Genomic DNA, 16,024 nt, shown 5'->3' on the forward strand with positions numbered 1-16,024 from the left:
GCTGTTGAGAGGTGAAGGCGATGTTGGCATGGCTTGTTGGAGGTTTGATGGTTGGAATCATTGGTTATGGGGTTGTGCCGACAATCGTCATTCGCAAAAAAAGGTTGCGTCTGTTTTGTGAAGGAACAGCGCCTGACTGCCTTGCTTTGACGTTTGATGACGGTCCCGACCCGTATTATACGCCAAAACTGCTCGATTTATTAAAGAAATATGGAGTGAAAGCGACCTTTTTTGTGGTCGGTCGAAAAGTGGAACGCCATCCGGAGATCGTGCGGCGGATGGTGGAAGAAGGGCATGAAGTCGGTATTCATAATTACCGTCATATCAGCAACTGGCTGCTTCCGCCGCTGTGGCTCGATTGGGGAGTGCGTCGGGCGGCTGCGGCGATTGAGCAGGCGACGGGTCAACGTCCGATGTATTACCGGCCACCATGGGGCCATTTTAATGCTTGGACGCCGGTCGTGCAAAAACGGTATACAACAGTGTTATGGTCGCATATTCTTGGTGATTGGAATGAAAAAATCGGTGCGATGGAGCTGTTCCGTCGCTTGCGCGCTGCCGTGCGCGGCGGGGCGGTCATCGTGCTTCATGATAACGGGGATGCGCTAGGCGCTAGCAAACGTGCGCCGGAACAAATGTTGTCTGCTCTTGAGCTGCTGCTCAAAGACGAAGTAGCGAAAAAGATGCGTTGGGTGACGATTACGGAACTGAGAAACGCGCAAACTAACAAACAAATCTCGTCGATGTGATGGGGGAGCTATGGATACGGGCGCATGGTTGCCTTATGTTCAGTCATATGGATATGTAATGCTGCTTTTGTTTTTATTTTGCGGCATCGTCGGCATCCCGGCACCGGAGGAAAGTTTGCTTTTCTTCGTCGGTGTGGTGATTGCGAAAAATCAATTGCTGCTTTGGCCGACGCTTGTCTCGTGCTGGGGTGGAACGATGGCCGGCATGGTGGCGGCGTATGGCGCCGGCAGACGGTGGGGATCGCCGCTTGTGCAAAAGTATGGCAAGTATGTCGGAATTACAGACGAACGGTGGGAGCGATCCCGCGATTGGTTTTGCCGCTACGGGAAATGGGGCATTTTGTTTGGTTGCTATGTCCCGGGGGTGCGGCAAATATGTCCGTATATGGCAGGGGTGAGCCGGTTCCCGTTTCGGATGTTTCTTTTGCTGGCTATGCTGGGGACAGCTGGCTGGGTCGTTCCGCTGACATTGGTTGGTCTATTGCTTGGCCAACATATCCATATCCCCCTGATTTCTTTTCCGCTTGCCGGTTTGGGATTGTTTTTGCTCTTTTTGTTGGCGACATGGATTGGACAGCGGAGACGCAAAAAATCTGTTGAAAGCTAAAGGTGCGATCGATGATGAAAGTGTTGTTTTTGCCGCTGTTTCAAATGAATACGGGACACCATAAAGTGGCCGATACGTTGATCGATTTTTTGCATCGCCAGTTTCCATGGGTCGAAAGCAAAAAAATCGATTTTTTAAGTTATTGCAATGAGCTGATGGAAAAAATGGTGTCGAGAGCTTATTTGCGTTGGATTCGTTCGCATCCTGCTTCATACCATCGCGTGTACAAGACGTTTATGTATGAGGAGTCTCTGCGGCTCGAGTTTGTTTCATTTGAGCCATGGCTGCCGTATTTCGAAGGCAAAATGAAAAAGATGCTCGAGCAGGAACGTCCGGATTTAATCGTTTGCACCCATTCGTTCCCGTCGCGCATTTTGCAGCAACTGAAGCGAAAAAAAGTGCTTGCCATCCCAGTAGTCAATGTCTATACAGATTTTTTTATGAACAGCATTTGGGGCAAGCGGTTTATTGATTACCATTTCGTCCCCCATCAGGAAGCAAAGGGGGAGTTGATAGTAAAACACGGGATTGACGAAAGGCGGATCGTTGTGACTGGCATCCCAGTCCATGATACATTTATGAAAATGCCAGAAGTGAGACGGAGAAGGCAGCCGACCCATGTGCTCGTTGCTGGCGGAAACCAAGGGCTTGGCAATATGACGGCGTTTTTGCGGGCGGCTCGAACGTCGACATTGTTTCGTTATTCAGTGTTATGCGGCGCTAATAAGCAGCTGTATCATGAAATTGCTAGCTGGCAGCTTCCTCACATCCGCCCGCTTCCGTACATCAACAGTCCGGAGGAGATGAATCAGCTGTACGATGAGGCGGACGCTGTCATTACAAAACCGGGTGGAGTGACCATAAGCGAGCTGCTTCATAAGCGCATCCCAATTTTCACCATTGACTGCTTGCCCGGACAGGAGCGGATCAATTGGCAATATTTGCGGCGCAACGGTCTTATTTATCACTTGGCTGAGCCGGGCAACGGCGAACGGAAAATGATCCGCCTGTTGACCGATGATGTAGAAAAAAATCGGTTTTTTCGCCGCGTGTCTGACTATTTTGCCGGGGTGGAAAAAACGGGGCAAGAAGCGCTCGCGGAAGTGGTAACAGCAATGCCGCAGCAGCGCATGGCTTGGCGCGCTTTTCGCCCATAGACGAGCCATCTAACGGATGTTAGATGGCATTTTTTATACTGGATTGCTCCGTCACGGGTGGCGAAACAACCTGCATCGTACATATAAAATATCAGACCGTTGGGCGTGAAACGTGTTACAATAGGAACGATGGCCAAGGAAAGAGGAGGAACGATAATGAAAACGAGAGTTGGAGTGTTATACGGCGGTAAATCGCCGGAACACCAAGTGTCTTTGTCGACAGCGAGGGCGGTCATGAACGCCATTGATCCTCATAAATTTGACGTTATTCCGATTTATATTACACCAGAAGGACAATGGATTAAAGGAAAACGATTGACTGGAACGGTTGAAGAAGTGAAGCAGCTGCAGTTCACTTCGACAGCGACCGCGATGATCCCTGTGTCTTTAAACCAAGTTCCTGCATCGGGTTCTGCAACTGAGAGCGACGAGGAAACCATTGATGTGATTTTCCCGCTTTTGCATGGACCAAACGGCGAAGATGGAACGGTACAAGGGCTGCTTGAAATGCTCAACCTCCCATATGTTGGCAATGGGGTGCTCGCTTCTGCTGTTGGCATGGATAAAGTGGTGATGAAAAACTTGTTTGCCCAAGCTGGGCTGCGCCAAGCGAAGTATGTGTCAGTGACGAAATATGAATGGAAAAAAGGTGGAGAAGCAGTGTATGACCGAATCGAACAAGAGCTTGGCTACCCGTGCTTCGTCAAACCGGCCAACGCTGGATCGAGCGTCGGTATTTCCAAATGCAAACAGCGTGACGATTTAAAAACAGCGTTTGCTGAGGCATTTAAATACGATCGGAAAATTATTATTGAGGAATCTATTGTCGGTCGGGAAATTGAGATTGGTGTTATCGGCAATGACGAGCCGATTTGTTCGGTTGCTGGAGAAATTGTACCGAAAAAAGAATTTTACGACTATGAGGCGAAATATGAAGACGGGCAAACGGAATTAATTATTCCTGCCAATGTGACAGAAGAGCAGTATGAGACGATCAAATCGATGGCCATTGCTGCGTTTAAAGCGCTCAACTTGTCTGGACTGGCACGCGTCGACTTTTTCCTTGCCGAAGACGGTACTGTTTATATTAACGAAGTCAATACGATGCCGGGGTTTACGCCGTACAGCATGTTTCCGCTCCTTTGGCAACATAGCGGCGTGCCGTACTCGGAATTGATCGAACGCCTTATTGCATTGGCATTGGAACGACATCAAGAAAAGCAGATGATTACGTACACATTTGAAAAGTAAAAGAGGGTGAGAGCGGATGATGAAACGGACGGTGCAGCAAATTGCTGAGATGACCGGCGGCCGGTACGCGAATCCGGAGTGGGGGAATATTGCTGTCAGCGGCGTATCAACTGACACGAGGACGATCCAAGCTGGCAACTTGTACGTTCCGCTGCTTGGCGAGACGTTTAACGGTCACGCTTTCGTGGAGGAAGCGGCGCAAAAAGGAGCAGCAGCTGTGCTGTGGGCCGAAGCGGAAGGGACACCGCCAGAAAGTGTTCCGGCGATTGTCGTCGATGATACGCTTTCGGCACTGCAGCGTCTCGCCGCCCGCTACCGTGAACAGCTCGGGCTGAAGGTTGTTGGTGTGACTGGCAGCAATGGCAAAACGACGACGAAAGATATGATCGCTGCGCTTCTTTCATCCCAATATCGCGTGCAAAAAACAGAAGGAAACTTAAACAACCATATCGGCGTTCCGCTCACGCTCCTTGCGCTCGAGGAGGGGACAGACATCGCCGTTGTGGAAATGGGGATGAGTGGGTTTGGTGAAATTGAGCAGCTCACGACGATCGCACGGCCGAATGCTGCCGTCATCACCAACATCGGTGAAGCACATTTGCAAGAGCTCGGGTCACGGGAAGGCATCGCCAAGGCAAAGCTAGAAATTTTATCTGGATTGCAAGGCGACGGTTTGTTCGTCTATCACGGCGATGAGCCACTTTTGGCTGAGCTCGTGCCAAGCTTGCCGCTTCCTCAGCACGTTGTGATGTTTGGGGAAGGTGAGGACAACGATTATTATCCGACAACTGTGCGCATTGAAGCAGCGGGCACGTCGTTTGTCATCAACGAGCTCCCTCGCCAGACGCTATTTATTCCAGTTTTAGGGAAACACCATGTATATAACGCGCTGGCCGCCATCGCTGTCGCCCGCTTTTTCGGCGTCAGCTGGGAGAACATTGCTGCCGCTCTCTCCCGCTTGCAAGTGACGCGCATGCGTACGGAAGTCGTTAAAACGAAGCGCGGCTTTACAGTGATTAATGATGCCTACAACGCCAGCCCGACATCGATGCGCGCTGCTTTAATGCTGCTCACGGAATTGGACGGCTATCGGAAGAAAATCGCTGTATTGGGCGATATGTTGGAGCTTGGTGACAAAGAGGTCGAGTTCCACCAAGCGATTGGGGAGATGCTGCGGCCAGAGATGGTAGATTACGTGTTTACTTACGGACCACTGGCGCGTCATATCGCTACGGCCGCCACGCCGTTTTTTGATCAAGGCCAAGTGAAGGCGTTTGACGATAAAGCGGCATTGGCCGAGGCGGTGCTTTCCGTCGCAACCCCAGACGATATCGTTTTATTGAAGGCCTCGCGTGGTATGAGGTTGGAAGAGTTACTCGGTTATTGGGGGGAAAATTAGCAAAAGCGAGAAAAACGAAAAGCGGCGCTATGGGCGCCGCTTTTCGATCAGGCCGGGGGGTGGGATCATGATCGGCTGTTTATGCATTCACGGATTTACCGGGAGTCCGGAAGAGGTGGCACCGCTAGCTAATTATTTGCGCGAGCGGACCAGTTGGATCGTAGAAACGCCGACATTGCCGGGACACGGGGACAAGTTGCAGCTCAAAGGGGTTACATATAACCAATGGATTACAGCGTCTGAGCAAGCGTTTCAGGCACTGGCTCAGCGTTGCAATACGGTGTATGTTATCGGTTTTTCAATGGGTGGGGTGATCGCCGTCTATTTAGCGGAAAAATATCCGGTCGCTAGGCTCGTGCTGTTAAGCGCAGCGTTTTATTACGTCAACCCGCGTCAGTTGTGGCGTGACATCCGTGAGATGTTTGCCAACGGTTGGCGCGGAGCGCAGGAGCATCCGCTGTTTCTCCGCTATCGAAACAAAATGATGGCGACCCCATTTTCGGCTGTTAGGGAATTTCGCAAGCTTGTTCGTCATGTGCGCCCTCTCCTTCCTTGCGTTCAAGCTCCCGTACTGATCGTACAAGGGGAGAAAGATGGGATCGTGCCGCTCAAAAGTGCTTATTATTTATATGAAAAAATCGGTTCCGCAGAAAAAACGCTGCTCCTTTTGCCGGATTCGTATCACCATGTTTGTCATAGCGCTAACCGGCATGTGTTGTTTGCTGAGACGGAGAAATTTTTGTGCGCCTCCTATCATTGCAAATGACGGTATAACATGGTATGATAACTGTCAAACCTTTCTCACGAATAAAGGGACGATTTTTTATAAGGAGTTTGGATAACATTGACGACATTTCAAGAATTAGGATTAAGTAAAGAGGTAATGAAAGCTATCGAGCGGATGGGGTTTGAAGAAACGACCCCAATTCAAGCAAAAACGATCCCGCTCAGCCTACAAAATAAAGATGTGATCGGCCAAGCGCAGACCGGAACGGGGAAAACCGCTGCATTTGGCATCCCGATCGTAGAAAAAGTGGATGTGAAAAACGGTGCCATTCAGGCGCTCGTCGTCGCACCGACACGTGAGCTCGCCATTCAAGTGTCGGAAGAACTGTATAAAATCGGTGCGGTCAAGTGGGTGCGTGTTTTACCGATTTACGGCGGTCAAGATATTGAGCGGCAAATTCGCGCCTTGAAAAAACATCCGCACGTCATCGTCGGCACACCAGGCCGCATCATCGACCATATTAACCGCGGGACACTCCGCCTCGAACATGTGCGTACGGTCGTTCTCGATGAGGCCGATGAAATGTTGAATATGGGCTTTATTGAAGATATTGAGGCGATTTTACGTCATGTGCCGACTGAGCGGCAGACGCTGTTGTTCTCTGCGACGATGCCGGATCCGATCCGCCGCATTGCCGAGCGGTTTATGAATGATCCGGAACTCGTCAAAGTGAAGGCGAAGGAAATGACCGTGCCGAATATTCAGCAATATTATTTGGAAGTGCACGAGAAAAAGAAATTTGACATTTTGACACGGCTTCTTGATATCCAGGCGCCGGAGCTGGCGATTGTGTTTGGCCGCACGAAGCGGCGTGTCGACGAGCTCGCTGAAGCGCTCAACTTGCGTGGCTATGCAGCGGAAGGCATCCATGGCGATTTGAGCCAGGCGAAGCGGCTGTCGGTGTTGCGCAAGTTTAAAGAAGGATCGATCGAAATTTTAGTCGCCACCGACGTCGCAGCGCGCGGATTAGATATTTCCGGTGTGACGCACGTATATAATTTTGACATTCCGCAAGACCCAGAAAGCTACGTCCATCGAATCGGCCGCACGGGGCGCGCCGGTAAGACAGGGGTGGCGATGACGTTTGTGACACCGCGGGAAATTGGCCAGCTTCATCATATTGAGCGGACGACGAAGCGGAAGATGGAGCGGATGAAGCCGCCGACACTCAATGAGGCGCTTGAAGGCCAGCAGCGCATCGCCATTGAAAAGCTCCTCAATGTTGCGGAAGCGGAAAACTTATCATTTTACAAGCGAGCGGCCGAGGAGTTGCTTGAAGAGCATGACTCAGTGACGATCGTCGCCGCCTGCCTGAAAATGTTGACGCGCGAGCCAGACACGACACCGGTGAAGTTGACGGAAGAACCGCCTCTAGCAGTCAAACGGGAGAAAAAGCGGGGCAGCCGCCCGGACAGTTCGGCGCGTGGTCGGACGAAAAAACGGCGGATTACGGCGCATTAAGCGCCGTTTTTTCATGACCGGATCACATGAAACATCGGTAACTGGGGACGGATGGCTAAAAAAGGAGCCAACAAGCCGCCGGTGGCGAAGCCAAATAGATGAGCCATGAGATTTCCATCTGGTTCCATCAAACTAAGCAACAAATGAATCACGACAATGACTAATAACAGTTGGGTGTGCTTTGGGGCGATTAAATCGCGGCGAAACAAGGCGAGATAGCTGTACATGCCAAACAAAGCGAAAATGGCGCCTGACGCCCCGACATGGCTGTACATCGGCGGAAGAAGCAATACGGTGGCGATATTGGCGCCGACGCCGCCCCCGATATAAAGAAGTAAAAACTTCCCTTTTCCAAGCGCACGTTCCAGCCACGGGCCGAACAGCCATAGAGAAAGGCTGTTGGCCGCCATATGGTTGAAATCGTAGTGCAGAACGAGCGGGCTAATCAGCCGCCAATATTCCCCGTTTCGAATGGCGCCATTCGTCCCGATGATGTATTGCCAAACAGGTTCTAGCGCTGTAAGGGGAAGAACGAACAAAATCCATAAAACGATATGGGCGGACAACACGATCGATACAACCGGATAGAGACGGACGAGTGAGCGGACATTCCCGGCATCGTGAAACATAGCTTTGTCTCCCTTCTTTATCAAAAATCGTATATCCCCCGCGAGTGGGGAAGGTCATGTCCGTTTTTTATAAGCCATCTTATGCACAAAGAGTGTAAAAAATTTGTCGGATCACATAGCACGGATAGGTGGAGAAAGTGATGATCGTTGGTATCGGCATTGATATTGTAGAGCTGGAGCGGATTCAATCACTCCTTGAGCGCAACCGCAAATTCCTTGACCGGATTTTAACGCCGCGAGAGAGGGAGCAGTTTGATCAGCTAGCGCCTGCTAGACAAGTGGAATTTCTCGCTGGACGGTTTGCGGCGAAGGAAGCGTACGCCAAAGCGCTTGGGACGGGGATCGGGCGACACGTATCGTTTCAGGACATTGAGATTGTTTCCGATGAGTATGGAAAACCGAGCATTGCTGCCCGTCGCGACGGAGAAGTTATTCATCTATCCATTTCCCATAGCCGTGACTATGCGATCGCCCAAGTCATCATTGAGCGCTTCGGGCCGGCCAAGCCATCAGATGCTTGCCACGGCTAGTCTGCATATTCTAGACAGTTGTCTCATATATTGTAGTGCATAGACAGAAATCGATATATGAGGCAAAGGGGTTGAAGCGATGGGTAGAAAGGTGCTTTGGGCATTGGTCGGCATCATCTTTTTGTTTGCTTTAGCTGGGTGCGGGTCGAAATCACAGGAGGAAGTGCTTCGAGCGCTCAATGAAAAGATGGACGAGATGACAGGCTACCAAGCCGAGGCAAAAATGACGTTCCGCACCGGGGAGAAGCCACAAGTATATCATGTCGAAGTGTGGCATAAGCAGCCGTCGTACTACCGCGTCAGCTTGAAAAACGCCGACAAAGGGCAAAGCCAAATGATTTTGCGTAACGATGAGGGAGTATTCGTCTTTACGCCTGCCCTCAACAAAAGCTTCAAGTTTGTCAGCGACTGGCCGAAAAACAGCAGCCAAGCGTATTTGTATGAATCGCTCGTCAAAGATATTTCGAGTGACTCCAAGGCGAAGTTTAAGGCGACGAAAAAGCACTATGTATTTGAGACAAAAACGAACTATCCAAATAGCGAAATTGTTCCGATCCAAGAAATTACGCTGCGCAAAAAAGATTTAGCCCCCGTATCGGTCAAAGTGATGGATACAGACCGCAAAGCACTGTTGACAGTGGAATTTTCCAACGTTGAATTTAACAAAAAATTCGATGATGATGCATTCGATACGTCGAAAAACATGACCGGAGCGCGCCTCGAGGTACCAGCGATGGCGGAAGGGAAAGAACAAGTGATGGAAGTCATGTATCCGAGCCAGCTCCCAGAAGGCGTTCAAGCGCTTGAGGAAAAAGAAGTAAAAAGCGCAGACGGCACACGGGTCATTATGACATTTGGCGGCAAAAAATCGTTTACGCTCGTTCAAGAAAAAGCGGAAGTGCTCCCGGCAACGAGCATGCCAGTGCCTGTCAACGGGGATCCGGTCGATTTAGGATTTACGGTCGGTGCCCTCACTGGTCAAACGTTAACATGGTCGTACAACGGAGTGGAGTTTACGCTTGCCTCCGATGATCTAACGCCAGAAGAAATGGTGATGGTCGCCAGCTCGGTTCAAGAAAAAGCTGCGAAATAACCATGAAATGTGTGAACAAGGCGTGCCTTTCCGCTTTGAAAGCGGAGAGCCGCCTTGTTTTTTGTTGTGGGGAATGGAAATCAGAGCTGTCATCTGCCAATAAGGGTTAACAGCAAGCATAGGCTGCCTCATGCAGAGAGAACAAAGCGGCATGCCCACTTTTCCACTGCGTTCAGTCACTTTTCTGATGTCTAACCTATTCCGTCTTCACTACAGACGTGGTAAACTAAGAAAGAATGAAAACAAATTTAAACGCTTTCAAAACTTACGTGATTAGAAAGGCAGCGAGAGAGGATGGACAACTTTCACCGCGATACGTGGGCAGAAATCGACTTGGATGCTATTTACGACAACGTCGCGAATTTGCGACGCTTTTTACCGGATGGAACACAGGTTATGGCCGTTGTAAAAGCGAATGCCTACGGGCATGGTGACGCCCAAGTGGCGACAACGGCGCTAGAAGCCGGTGCTTCCTACTTAGCCGTCGCCATTTTGGACGAGGCGCTCGCTTTAAGACAAAAAGGCATCAATGCGCCCATTTTAGTGCTTGGGGCGTCCCGCCCGGCCGATGTGGAGCTAGCCGCTCGACATCGCATTACTTTAACCGTGTTTCGCGCCGATTGGTTAGAGGAGGCGGCATCGATTTATAACGGCTCGACTCCCGTTCATCTGCATTTAAAAATGGATACTGGAATGGGACGGCTCGGGGTAAAAGACGAGGAGGAGACGAAGCGTATTACGACGCTGATTGACCGCCACCCATCCTTTATCCTTGAAGGGGTATATACGCATTTTGCGACGGCTGATGAAGTGAATACAGACTATCTTTCTTATCAATATCGCCGCTTTTTGCATATGCTCGAATGGCTGCCATCACGGCCGCCGATCGTTCATTGTGCCAACAGTGCGACGGTACTCCGCTTTCCCGAGCGAGCGTTCAATATGGCCCGCTTCGGCATTTCCATGTACGGACTCGCTCCATCGCCAAGCATCAAGCCGTTGCTTCCATACGAACTAAAGGAGGCGTTTTCGCTTCATAGCCGCCTCGTGCATGTGAAAAGATTGCAACCGGGTGAAAAGGTGAGTTACGGAGCGACGTATACCGCACAAGAGGAAGAGTGGATCGGTACGCTCCCGATCGGCTATGCGGACGGATGGCTCCGTCGCCTGCAACATTTTCATGTGCTCGTGAACAGGCAAAAGGCGCCAATTGTCGGCCGGATTTGCATGGATCAATGCATGATTCGCCTGCCTGAACCGTTGCCAGTCGGTACGAAGGTAACATTGATCGGTCGCCAAGGAGATGAGTTCATTTCTGTTGATGATGTCGCCCGCTATTTGGAAACGATTAATTACGAAGTGCCTTGTACAATCAGTTATCGGGTGCCCCGTATTTTTTTCCGAAATAAGCGTATAATGGAAGTGAGAAATGCTGTTTGCCACGGGTGAAGCGATGCATACTTTGCTTCAGAAGGCAAAGGATAGAAAAGGGAGAAATGACTTTGCAGCGCCGTTGTTTAATGGTATCATGAAATGGAAGCAATGAATGGTTGCAGTTCGTGGAGGTGTATGATTCGTGTCGGAATCTGGCGCAACAACGGAAATCGTCGTTCGTTTGCCGCAGTCGCTGCTGACGGAACTGGACGGGCTTGTCAAACAGGAGAACGGCAATCGAAATGAACTCATTTATCAAGCGACGAAAATGTATATTCGTGAACGGAAAAAACGGCAAATTCGCGAGGCGATGAGACGAGGCTACATGGAAATGGCCAAAATCAATTTATCTATTGCTTCTGAAGCGTTTCATGCCGAATATGAGGCCGACCACACCGTTGAACGCTTAGTTAGCGGGGGGTAATGCTTTGATTGTTAAACGTGGCGACGTTTATTTTGCGGACCTTTCCCCGGTCGTTGGCTCAGAGCAGGGCGGCGTACGCCCCGTGTTGGTGATCCAAAACGATATCGGTAATCGCTTTAGTCCGACGGTGATTGTGGCGGCGATTACGGCGCAAATCCAGAAGGCGAAACTGCCGACGCATGTTGAAATCGATGCAAAACGCTACGGGTTTGAGCGCGATTCCGTCATTTTGCTTGAGCAAATTCGTACGATTGATAAGCAACGGTTGACCGATAAAATTACCCACTTGGACGATGAAATGATGGATAAAGTTGATGAGGCGCTGCAAATCAGCTTAGGATTGATCGACTTTTGATGCGGTGCGAAGAAAGCCCCCTGCCTTAGCGAGTCAAAAAGCGGGAGAGAGCGATGTTTTGTTTGCCAAGAGCGAACGGGCGGATAGGCGAAGCGGTGTTGAACGTGCGACGCTGGACTTTATTATGGCATTTTTGCATCAATGGCAAAGACGGGCAGATCGGCTCTCACAACGGTCTGTCCTTTCATTTTTATTTCGTTCCGTAAAGGAGACTCCTAGCTTCAAGCGCACAAAAGGTGGAGCCCAGCGATTAGCGGGAGAGGAATGTCGGTTGATGTTAGGCCAAACGCATAGTAGTAGAGATGTGTGTGCTGTTCTTTGCGGACGGGATATATAGGATTGTCTGGAGAACATCCAATGCGAAACGAAGCCAAACATTTTATGCGTAAAATATTCAAGGTGCGAAAGAGCTCTCCATCGTCGGATGCCGAGGGTTGGGACGATTCGAAGTGATGCTCAGAGAGACGAAGCGTTGCTTTCGTCGTGGAACTGAGGAGCTCACTTTAAGCAAAGCGAAGTCGAAGTAGTTCACGTATATGGATCACAAAGCAGCTGCGGACAAGTAGCTCTTTTTTTTGTCATCTCGAACCGAAAAGCGCCCATTCTCAGTATGACCGTAGGTAGGAGAGCGTTCAAGCATATATTAAGGGAGGGAAACGATTGACGAACGAACAGCGGCTCATTTCAATCATTGCCACCGAGCAACAGTTGACAGTGAAACAAGTTGAAAACGTCATCTCGCTTCATCAAGAAGGCAACACGATCCCGTTTATTGCTCGCTACCGGAAAGAAATGACGGGGGCGCTCGATGAAGTGCAAATCCGTGATGTGCTCGAACGATGGGAATATTTGCAACATTTAGAGCGACGGAAAGAAGAAGTTATTCGGCTGGTTGAGGAACAAGGAAAATTGACCGAAGAATTGAAAAACGCGATTATAAGCGCTACGAAACTGCAGCAAGTCGAAGATCTCTACCGCCCATATCGGCAAAAACGGCGTACAAAAGCGACGATCGCGAAAGAAAAAGGGCTTGAGCCGCTTGCGGATTGGCTCCTTTCTTGTCCCACCGCCCCATCCCCTAATGAACAGGCTAAGGCATTCATCGATGACGAAAAAGGAGTGGCCACTGTTGACGAGGCGTTGCAAGGGGCGAAAGACATCATCGCCGAACGAGTGGCCGACGATGCCACCCTTCGCCAATGGGTGCGCGAACAAACGTGGCGAAAAGGAACGATCGCTTCGACCGCCAAAGCACCAGAAAAAGACGAAAAGAATGTGTACGAAATGTATTATGACTATGAAGAACCGATCGCCAAAATCGTTCCTCATCGCGTCTTGGCCTTAAACCGCGGTGAAAAGGAAGAGGTGCTACGTGTTTCCGTCAAGGCGCCAGTGGAAGACATCGTTCGCTATTTGCAGCGAAAAACAGTCACGAATGAATTATCCCCTGCCGCCACGCTTGTGGCCGAAGCGGTTGAAGACGGGTACAAGCGGTTGATGGAGCCTGCCATTGAACGCGAGATTCGCAACGAGTTGACGGAAAAAGCAGAAGAACGAGCGATTCATATTTTTGCTGAAAACTTGCGCAAACTGCTTCTTCAGCCACCGCTAAAAGGAAAAACGGTACTCGGCATCGACCCAGCTTATCGAACCGGATGCAAACTCGCTGTTGTGGATGAAACGGGGAAGCTGCTCCGCATTGACGTCATTTACCCGCACCCGCCCCAAGAACGGAAAGAAGAAGCACGAGCAAAGCTTCTACGCTTGCTCGATGACTATCACGTCGACATGATCGCCATCGGCAACGGAACGGCATCAAGGGAAACGGAGCAGTTTGTCGCCGATACGTTAAAGCAAGTGGAACGCGACATTTTTTATGTCATTGTTAATGAAGCTGGAGCGAGTGTCTACTCAGCATCCGACCTGGCGCGCGCCGAGTTTCCGGATTTGCAAGTCGAAGAGCGGAGCGCTGTTTCCATCGCCCGTCGTGTTCAAGACCCGCTCGCTGAGCTCGTCAAAATCGATCCGAAATCGGTGGGTGTCGGTCAGTACCAACACGATGTATCGCAAAAGAAACTGGCTGAATCGCTCCGTTTTGTCGTCGAGACGGTCGTTAACCAAGTTGGTGTCAACGTGAACACTGCCTCTGTCTCTTTATTGCAGTACGTGTCAGGGTTGACGAAAACGGTATCGGAAAACATCGTCAAGCGCCGTGAAGAGCAAGGAAAATTCCGCAGCCGCGACGAGCTGAAAACGATCCCGCGCCTTGGGGCAAAAACGTACGAGCAATGTATCGGATTTTTGCGCATTCTTGACGGGGAAGAGCCGCTTGACCGAACGCCGATTCACCCTGAGCGATACGCGGAAGTGAAGCGTCTATTGCAGACATTAGGATTTACAACCGACGCCATTGGCAGCGATGAACTGCGCCAAGCGCTGCAAGCCCTCGATATCGAAGCAACGGCAGCTGAGCTCGGCATTGGTGAGCTCACATTGCGCGACATCATCGATGCTTTATGCCGTCCGGAGCGCGATCCGCGCGACGAGCTGCCCAAACCTTTGCTTCGTAAAGATGTCTTGAAAATGGAAGACTTAAAACCAGGCATGGAGCTTGAAGGCACGGTACGCAATGTCGTCGATTTCGGCGCTTTTGTTGACATCGGTGTCAAACAGGATGGGCTTGTGCACATTTCGAAACTAAGCAAACAATACGTGCGTCATCCGCTCGATATTGTTTCCGTCGGTGATGTCGTCAAAGTATGGGTCGAGCACGTCGACGTGGCGAAAGGAAGAATTTCGTTATCAATGGTTTCCCCCGAAGAGTGAAGGAAAAAGCACTGCCTTACGAGCAGTGCTTTTTTCGATAAAAAAACCAACATTGGTTTAACAGCTTGATTTGATCGCGGTTTTTCTCATAATAGGCTCGTCTCATTTGATTTTTCAGCCACGTAGGCAAGGCAGTCACCTCCCTGACAACGGAAAGGTAGTATATAATGTATGTAGTTGCACATTGTCCTGTGCCAAAAACATAAGGGGGACGCCCGCTATGGATCAAAAACGGTTGCAAGCACTCGTTGAACAAATTTCCATAAGCATATTTGGCAAACCGTTTCGCCACACTGCCTCTTTCAACCCAAGACTTCGCACTGTCGGTGGGCGCTACGTGCTGCAAACCCACAACATTGAACTGAACAAAAAATATTACGACATGTTCGGTGAAGAAGAACTCATCGCCATTATCAAACATGAACTATGCCATTACCATTTGCATCTTGAAGGGAAAGGCTACCGTCATCGCGACCGTGACTTTCGTGAGCTGTTGAAAAAAGTAGGGGCGCCTCGCTATTGCCGCCCGCTCAAACAAGAAACAAAAGCAACTAAAGCGATCCATACATACATCTGCACATCGTGCGGATTAGTATATAACCGTAAAAGACGAATCAACACCGACCGTTACGTCTGCGGCCGTTGCCACGGTCGGCTCAAGTTGGCTGAAGATGAAACAAAGCAAAACATTTTACAAAAAAGAGGTTGACAATCAAGATTATCATATGCTAAATTATAAAAGCCGTCGCCAAACGGCGAAACAAATAACAACAAACAAAAAAACATATTGACAAACAACAAGTTGCTCAATATAATAAACAATGTCAGTTGTGACAAACGTCAGTATCGACGGAGTTGTCACGAGCAGTCCTGATGTGTTAGATTTCCTTGGGTTAAAGGGTAAATGAAGGTACAGGAGATTATTTGAAGGATGCTTCTTGATTGTTCCGCAATAGCTCAGCGGTAGAGCAACCGGCTGTTAACCGGTAGGTCGTAGGTTCGAATCCTACTTGCGGAGCCACTTTATGGAGAAGTACCCAAGTGGCTGAAGGGGACGGTTTGCTAAACCGTTAGGTCGTGTCTTTACGGCGCGCGGGTTCAAATCCCGCCTTCTCCGCCACTTTTAATATACACGTGGCCCGTTGGTCAAGTGGTTAAGACACCGCCCTTTCACGGCGGTAACACGGGTTCGAATCCCGTACGGGTCACTTATAACGCGGGGGTCCCCCGCGAATTCACGGTCCCGTAGTGTAGTGGTTAACATGCCTGCCTGTCACGCAGGAGATCGCGGGTTCGAGTCCCGTCGGGACCGCCATTACACC

At 50.1% G+C, this 16,024-nt stretch carries 16 protein-coding genes and 4 tRNA genes; 18 read left to right on the plus strand and 2 right to left on the minus strand.

Annotated features, from left to right (window positions below; genetic code table 11):
• Positions 1–20 precede the first annotated feature (20 nt).
• The 7 genes from IC804_RS11035 to IC804_RS11065 all read left to right on the plus strand — a co-directional run bounded on the left by IC804_RS11035 (position 21) and on the right by IC804_RS11065 (position 7,411).
• Positions 21–749, plus strand: a complete 729-nt coding sequence (locus tag IC804_RS11035) for a polysaccharide deacetylase family protein (protein ID WP_008881485.1) — start codon at positions 21–23, stop codon at positions 747–749.
• Positions 750–759: 10 nt separating this feature from the next.
• Positions 760–1,356: a DedA family protein gene (locus IC804_RS11040; RefSeq protein WP_081157208.1), complete on the plus strand. Its 597-nt coding sequence runs from the start codon at positions 760–762 to the stop codon at positions 1,354–1,356.
• An 11-nt stretch (positions 1,357–1,367) separates the two neighbouring features.
• Positions 1,368–2,513 (plus strand): MGDG synthase family glycosyltransferase, encoded by a 1,146-nt coding sequence (locus tag IC804_RS11045; protein WP_081157207.1) that lies wholly within the window; start codon positions 1,368–1,370, stop codon positions 2,511–2,513.
• A 156-nt stretch (positions 2,514–2,669) separates the two neighbouring features.
• On the plus strand, positions 2,670–3,764 hold the full coding sequence (locus tag IC804_RS11050; protein WP_060475532.1) for a D-alanine--D-alanine ligase: 1,095 nt from the start codon (positions 2,670–2,672) through the stop codon (positions 3,762–3,764).
• Between the two features lie 16 nt (positions 3,765–3,780).
• Positions 3,781–5,163 carry a UDP-N-acetylmuramoyl-tripeptide--D-alanyl-D-alanine ligase gene (gene murF, locus IC804_RS11055; RefSeq protein ID WP_081157206.1) on the plus strand — a complete coding sequence of 461 codons (1,383 nt, stop codon included), beginning with the start codon at positions 3,781–3,783 and terminating at the stop codon, positions 5,161–5,163.
• Between the two features lie 67 nt (positions 5,164–5,230).
• Complete coding sequence (locus IC804_RS11060; protein WP_008881480.1) at positions 5,231–5,929, plus strand: alpha/beta hydrolase; 699 nt, start codon at positions 5,231–5,233, stop codon at positions 5,927–5,929.
• 78 nt (positions 5,930–6,007) lie between these two features.
• Entirely contained in the window at positions 6,008–7,411 is a 1,404-nt protein-coding gene (locus tag IC804_RS11065) for a degradosome RNA helicase CshA (protein ID WP_081157205.1), read from the plus strand.
• An 11-nt stretch (positions 7,412–7,422) separates the two neighbouring features.
• Here the strand turns inward: IC804_RS11065 and IC804_RS11070 are convergent, their stop codons facing one another.
• Positions 7,423–8,040, minus strand: coding sequence for a rhomboid family intramembrane serine protease (locus IC804_RS11070; protein ID WP_008881478.1), 618 nt, complete (start codon positions 8,038–8,040; stop codon positions 7,423–7,425).
• 140 nt (positions 8,041–8,180) lie between these two features.
• Here IC804_RS11070 and acpS point away from each other — a divergent pair, with 140 nt between their 5' ends.
• The 6 genes from acpS to IC804_RS11100 all read left to right on the plus strand — a co-directional run bounded on the left by acpS (position 8,181) and on the right by IC804_RS11100 (position 14,702).
• Entirely contained in the window at positions 8,181–8,570 is a 390-nt protein-coding gene (gene acpS, locus IC804_RS11075; RefSeq protein ID WP_008881477.1) for a holo-ACP synthase, read from the plus strand.
• Between the two features lie 79 nt (positions 8,571–8,649).
• Complete coding sequence (locus IC804_RS11080) at positions 8,650–9,663, plus strand: LolA family protein (protein WP_008881476.1); 1,014 nt, start codon at positions 8,650–8,652, stop codon at positions 9,661–9,663.
• Positions 9,664–9,957: 294 nt separating this feature from the next.
• Complete coding sequence (alr, locus tag IC804_RS11085) at positions 9,958–11,112, plus strand: alanine racemase (protein WP_081157204.1); 1,155 nt, start codon at positions 9,958–9,960, stop codon at positions 11,110–11,112.
• 127 nt (positions 11,113–11,239) lie between these two features.
• On the plus strand, positions 11,240–11,521 hold the full coding sequence (locus tag IC804_RS11090) for a CopG family ribbon-helix-helix protein (protein ID WP_008881474.1): 282 nt from the start codon (positions 11,240–11,242) through the stop codon (positions 11,519–11,521).
• A gap of 4 nt (positions 11,522–11,525) precedes the next feature.
• Positions 11,526–11,876 carry a type II toxin-antitoxin system endoribonuclease NdoA gene (ndoA, locus tag IC804_RS11095; RefSeq protein WP_003253417.1) on the plus strand — a complete coding sequence of 117 codons (351 nt, stop codon included), beginning with the start codon at positions 11,526–11,528 and terminating at the stop codon, positions 11,874–11,876.
• Positions 11,877–12,536: 660 nt separating this feature from the next.
• Positions 12,537–14,702 (plus strand): Tex family protein, encoded by a 2,166-nt coding sequence (locus IC804_RS11100; RefSeq protein WP_029761551.1) that lies wholly within the window; start codon positions 12,537–12,539, stop codon positions 14,700–14,702.
• A gap of 16 nt (positions 14,703–14,718) precedes the next feature.
• Here IC804_RS11100 and cmpA read toward each other — a convergent pair whose 3' ends face one another.
• The gene (gene cmpA / locus IC804_RS11105) at positions 14,719–14,832 is read right to left on the minus strand and encodes a cortex morphogenetic protein CmpA (protein ID WP_087959817.1); all 114 of its coding nucleotides are present in this window, start codon (positions 14,830–14,832) and stop codon (positions 14,719–14,721) included.
• Positions 14,833–14,922: 90 nt separating this feature from the next.
• On the opposite strand from cmpA, the gene IC804_RS11110 reads away from it, so the two are divergent.
• The 5 genes from IC804_RS11110 (at position 14,923) to IC804_RS11130 (ending at position 16,017) form a co-directional block, all read left to right on the plus strand.
• Positions 14,923–15,411: a SprT family protein gene (locus IC804_RS11110; RefSeq protein ID WP_008881471.1), complete on the plus strand. Its 489-nt coding sequence runs from the start codon at positions 14,923–14,925 to the stop codon at positions 15,409–15,411.
• 237 nt (positions 15,412–15,648) lie between these two features.
• Positions 15,649–15,723, plus strand: a tRNA-Asn gene (locus IC804_RS11115).
• 6 nt (positions 15,724–15,729) lie between these two features.
• A tRNA-Ser gene (locus IC804_RS11120) sits at positions 15,730–15,822 on the plus strand.
• A gap of 16 nt (positions 15,823–15,838) precedes the next feature.
• A tRNA-Glu gene (locus IC804_RS11125) sits at positions 15,839–15,910 on the plus strand.
• A gap of 31 nt (positions 15,911–15,941) precedes the next feature.
• Positions 15,942–16,017 (plus strand) — tRNA-Asp (locus IC804_RS11130).
• Positions 16,018–16,024: the final 7 nt, after the last annotated feature.

This window comes from Geobacillus sp. 47C-IIb, from assembly GCF_014679705.1.
GTDB classification, from domain to species: Bacteria; Bacillota; Bacilli; order Bacillales; family Anoxybacillaceae; genus Geobacillus; species Geobacillus thermodenitrificans.

Excerpts from the sequence above, each read along its gene's own strand:
- murF (WP_081157206.1), top strand. The coding sequence starts at position 3,781 with ATGATGAAACGGACGGTGCAGCAAATTGCTGAGATGACCGGCGGCCGG.
- acpS (WP_008881477.1), top strand. The coding sequence starts at position 8,181 with ATGATCGTTGGTATCGGCATTGATATTGTAGAGCTGGAGCGGATTCAA.
- IC804_RS11060 (WP_008881480.1), top strand. The coding sequence starts at position 5,231 with ATGATCGGCTGTTTATGCATTCACGGATTTACCGGGAGTCCGGAAGAG.
- IC804_RS11035 (WP_008881485.1), top strand. The coding sequence starts at position 21 with ATGTTGGCATGGCTTGTTGGAGGTTTGATGGTTGGAATCATTGGTTAT.
- IC804_RS11110 (WP_008881471.1), top strand. The coding sequence starts at position 14,923 with ATGGATCAAAAACGGTTGCAAGCACTCGTTGAACAAATTTCCATAAGC.
- IC804_RS11050 (WP_060475532.1), top strand. The coding sequence starts at position 2,670 with ATGAAAACGAGAGTTGGAGTGTTATACGGCGGTAAATCGCCGGAACAC.
- IC804_RS11080 (WP_008881476.1), top strand. The coding sequence starts at position 8,650 with ATGGGTAGAAAGGTGCTTTGGGCATTGGTCGGCATCATCTTTTTGTTT.
- IC804_RS11040 (WP_081157208.1), top strand. The coding sequence starts at position 760 with ATGGATACGGGCGCATGGTTGCCTTATGTTCAGTCATATGGATATGTA.
- IC804_RS11045 (WP_081157207.1), top strand. The coding sequence starts at position 1,368 with ATGATGAAAGTGTTGTTTTTGCCGCTGTTTCAAATGAATACGGGACAC.
- alr (WP_081157204.1), top strand. The coding sequence starts at position 9,958 with ATGGACAACTTTCACCGCGATACGTGGGCAGAAATCGACTTGGATGCT.
- IC804_RS11070 (WP_008881478.1), bottom strand. The coding sequence starts at position 8,040 with ATGTTTCACGATGCCGGGAATGTCCGCTCACTCGTCCGTCTCTATCCG.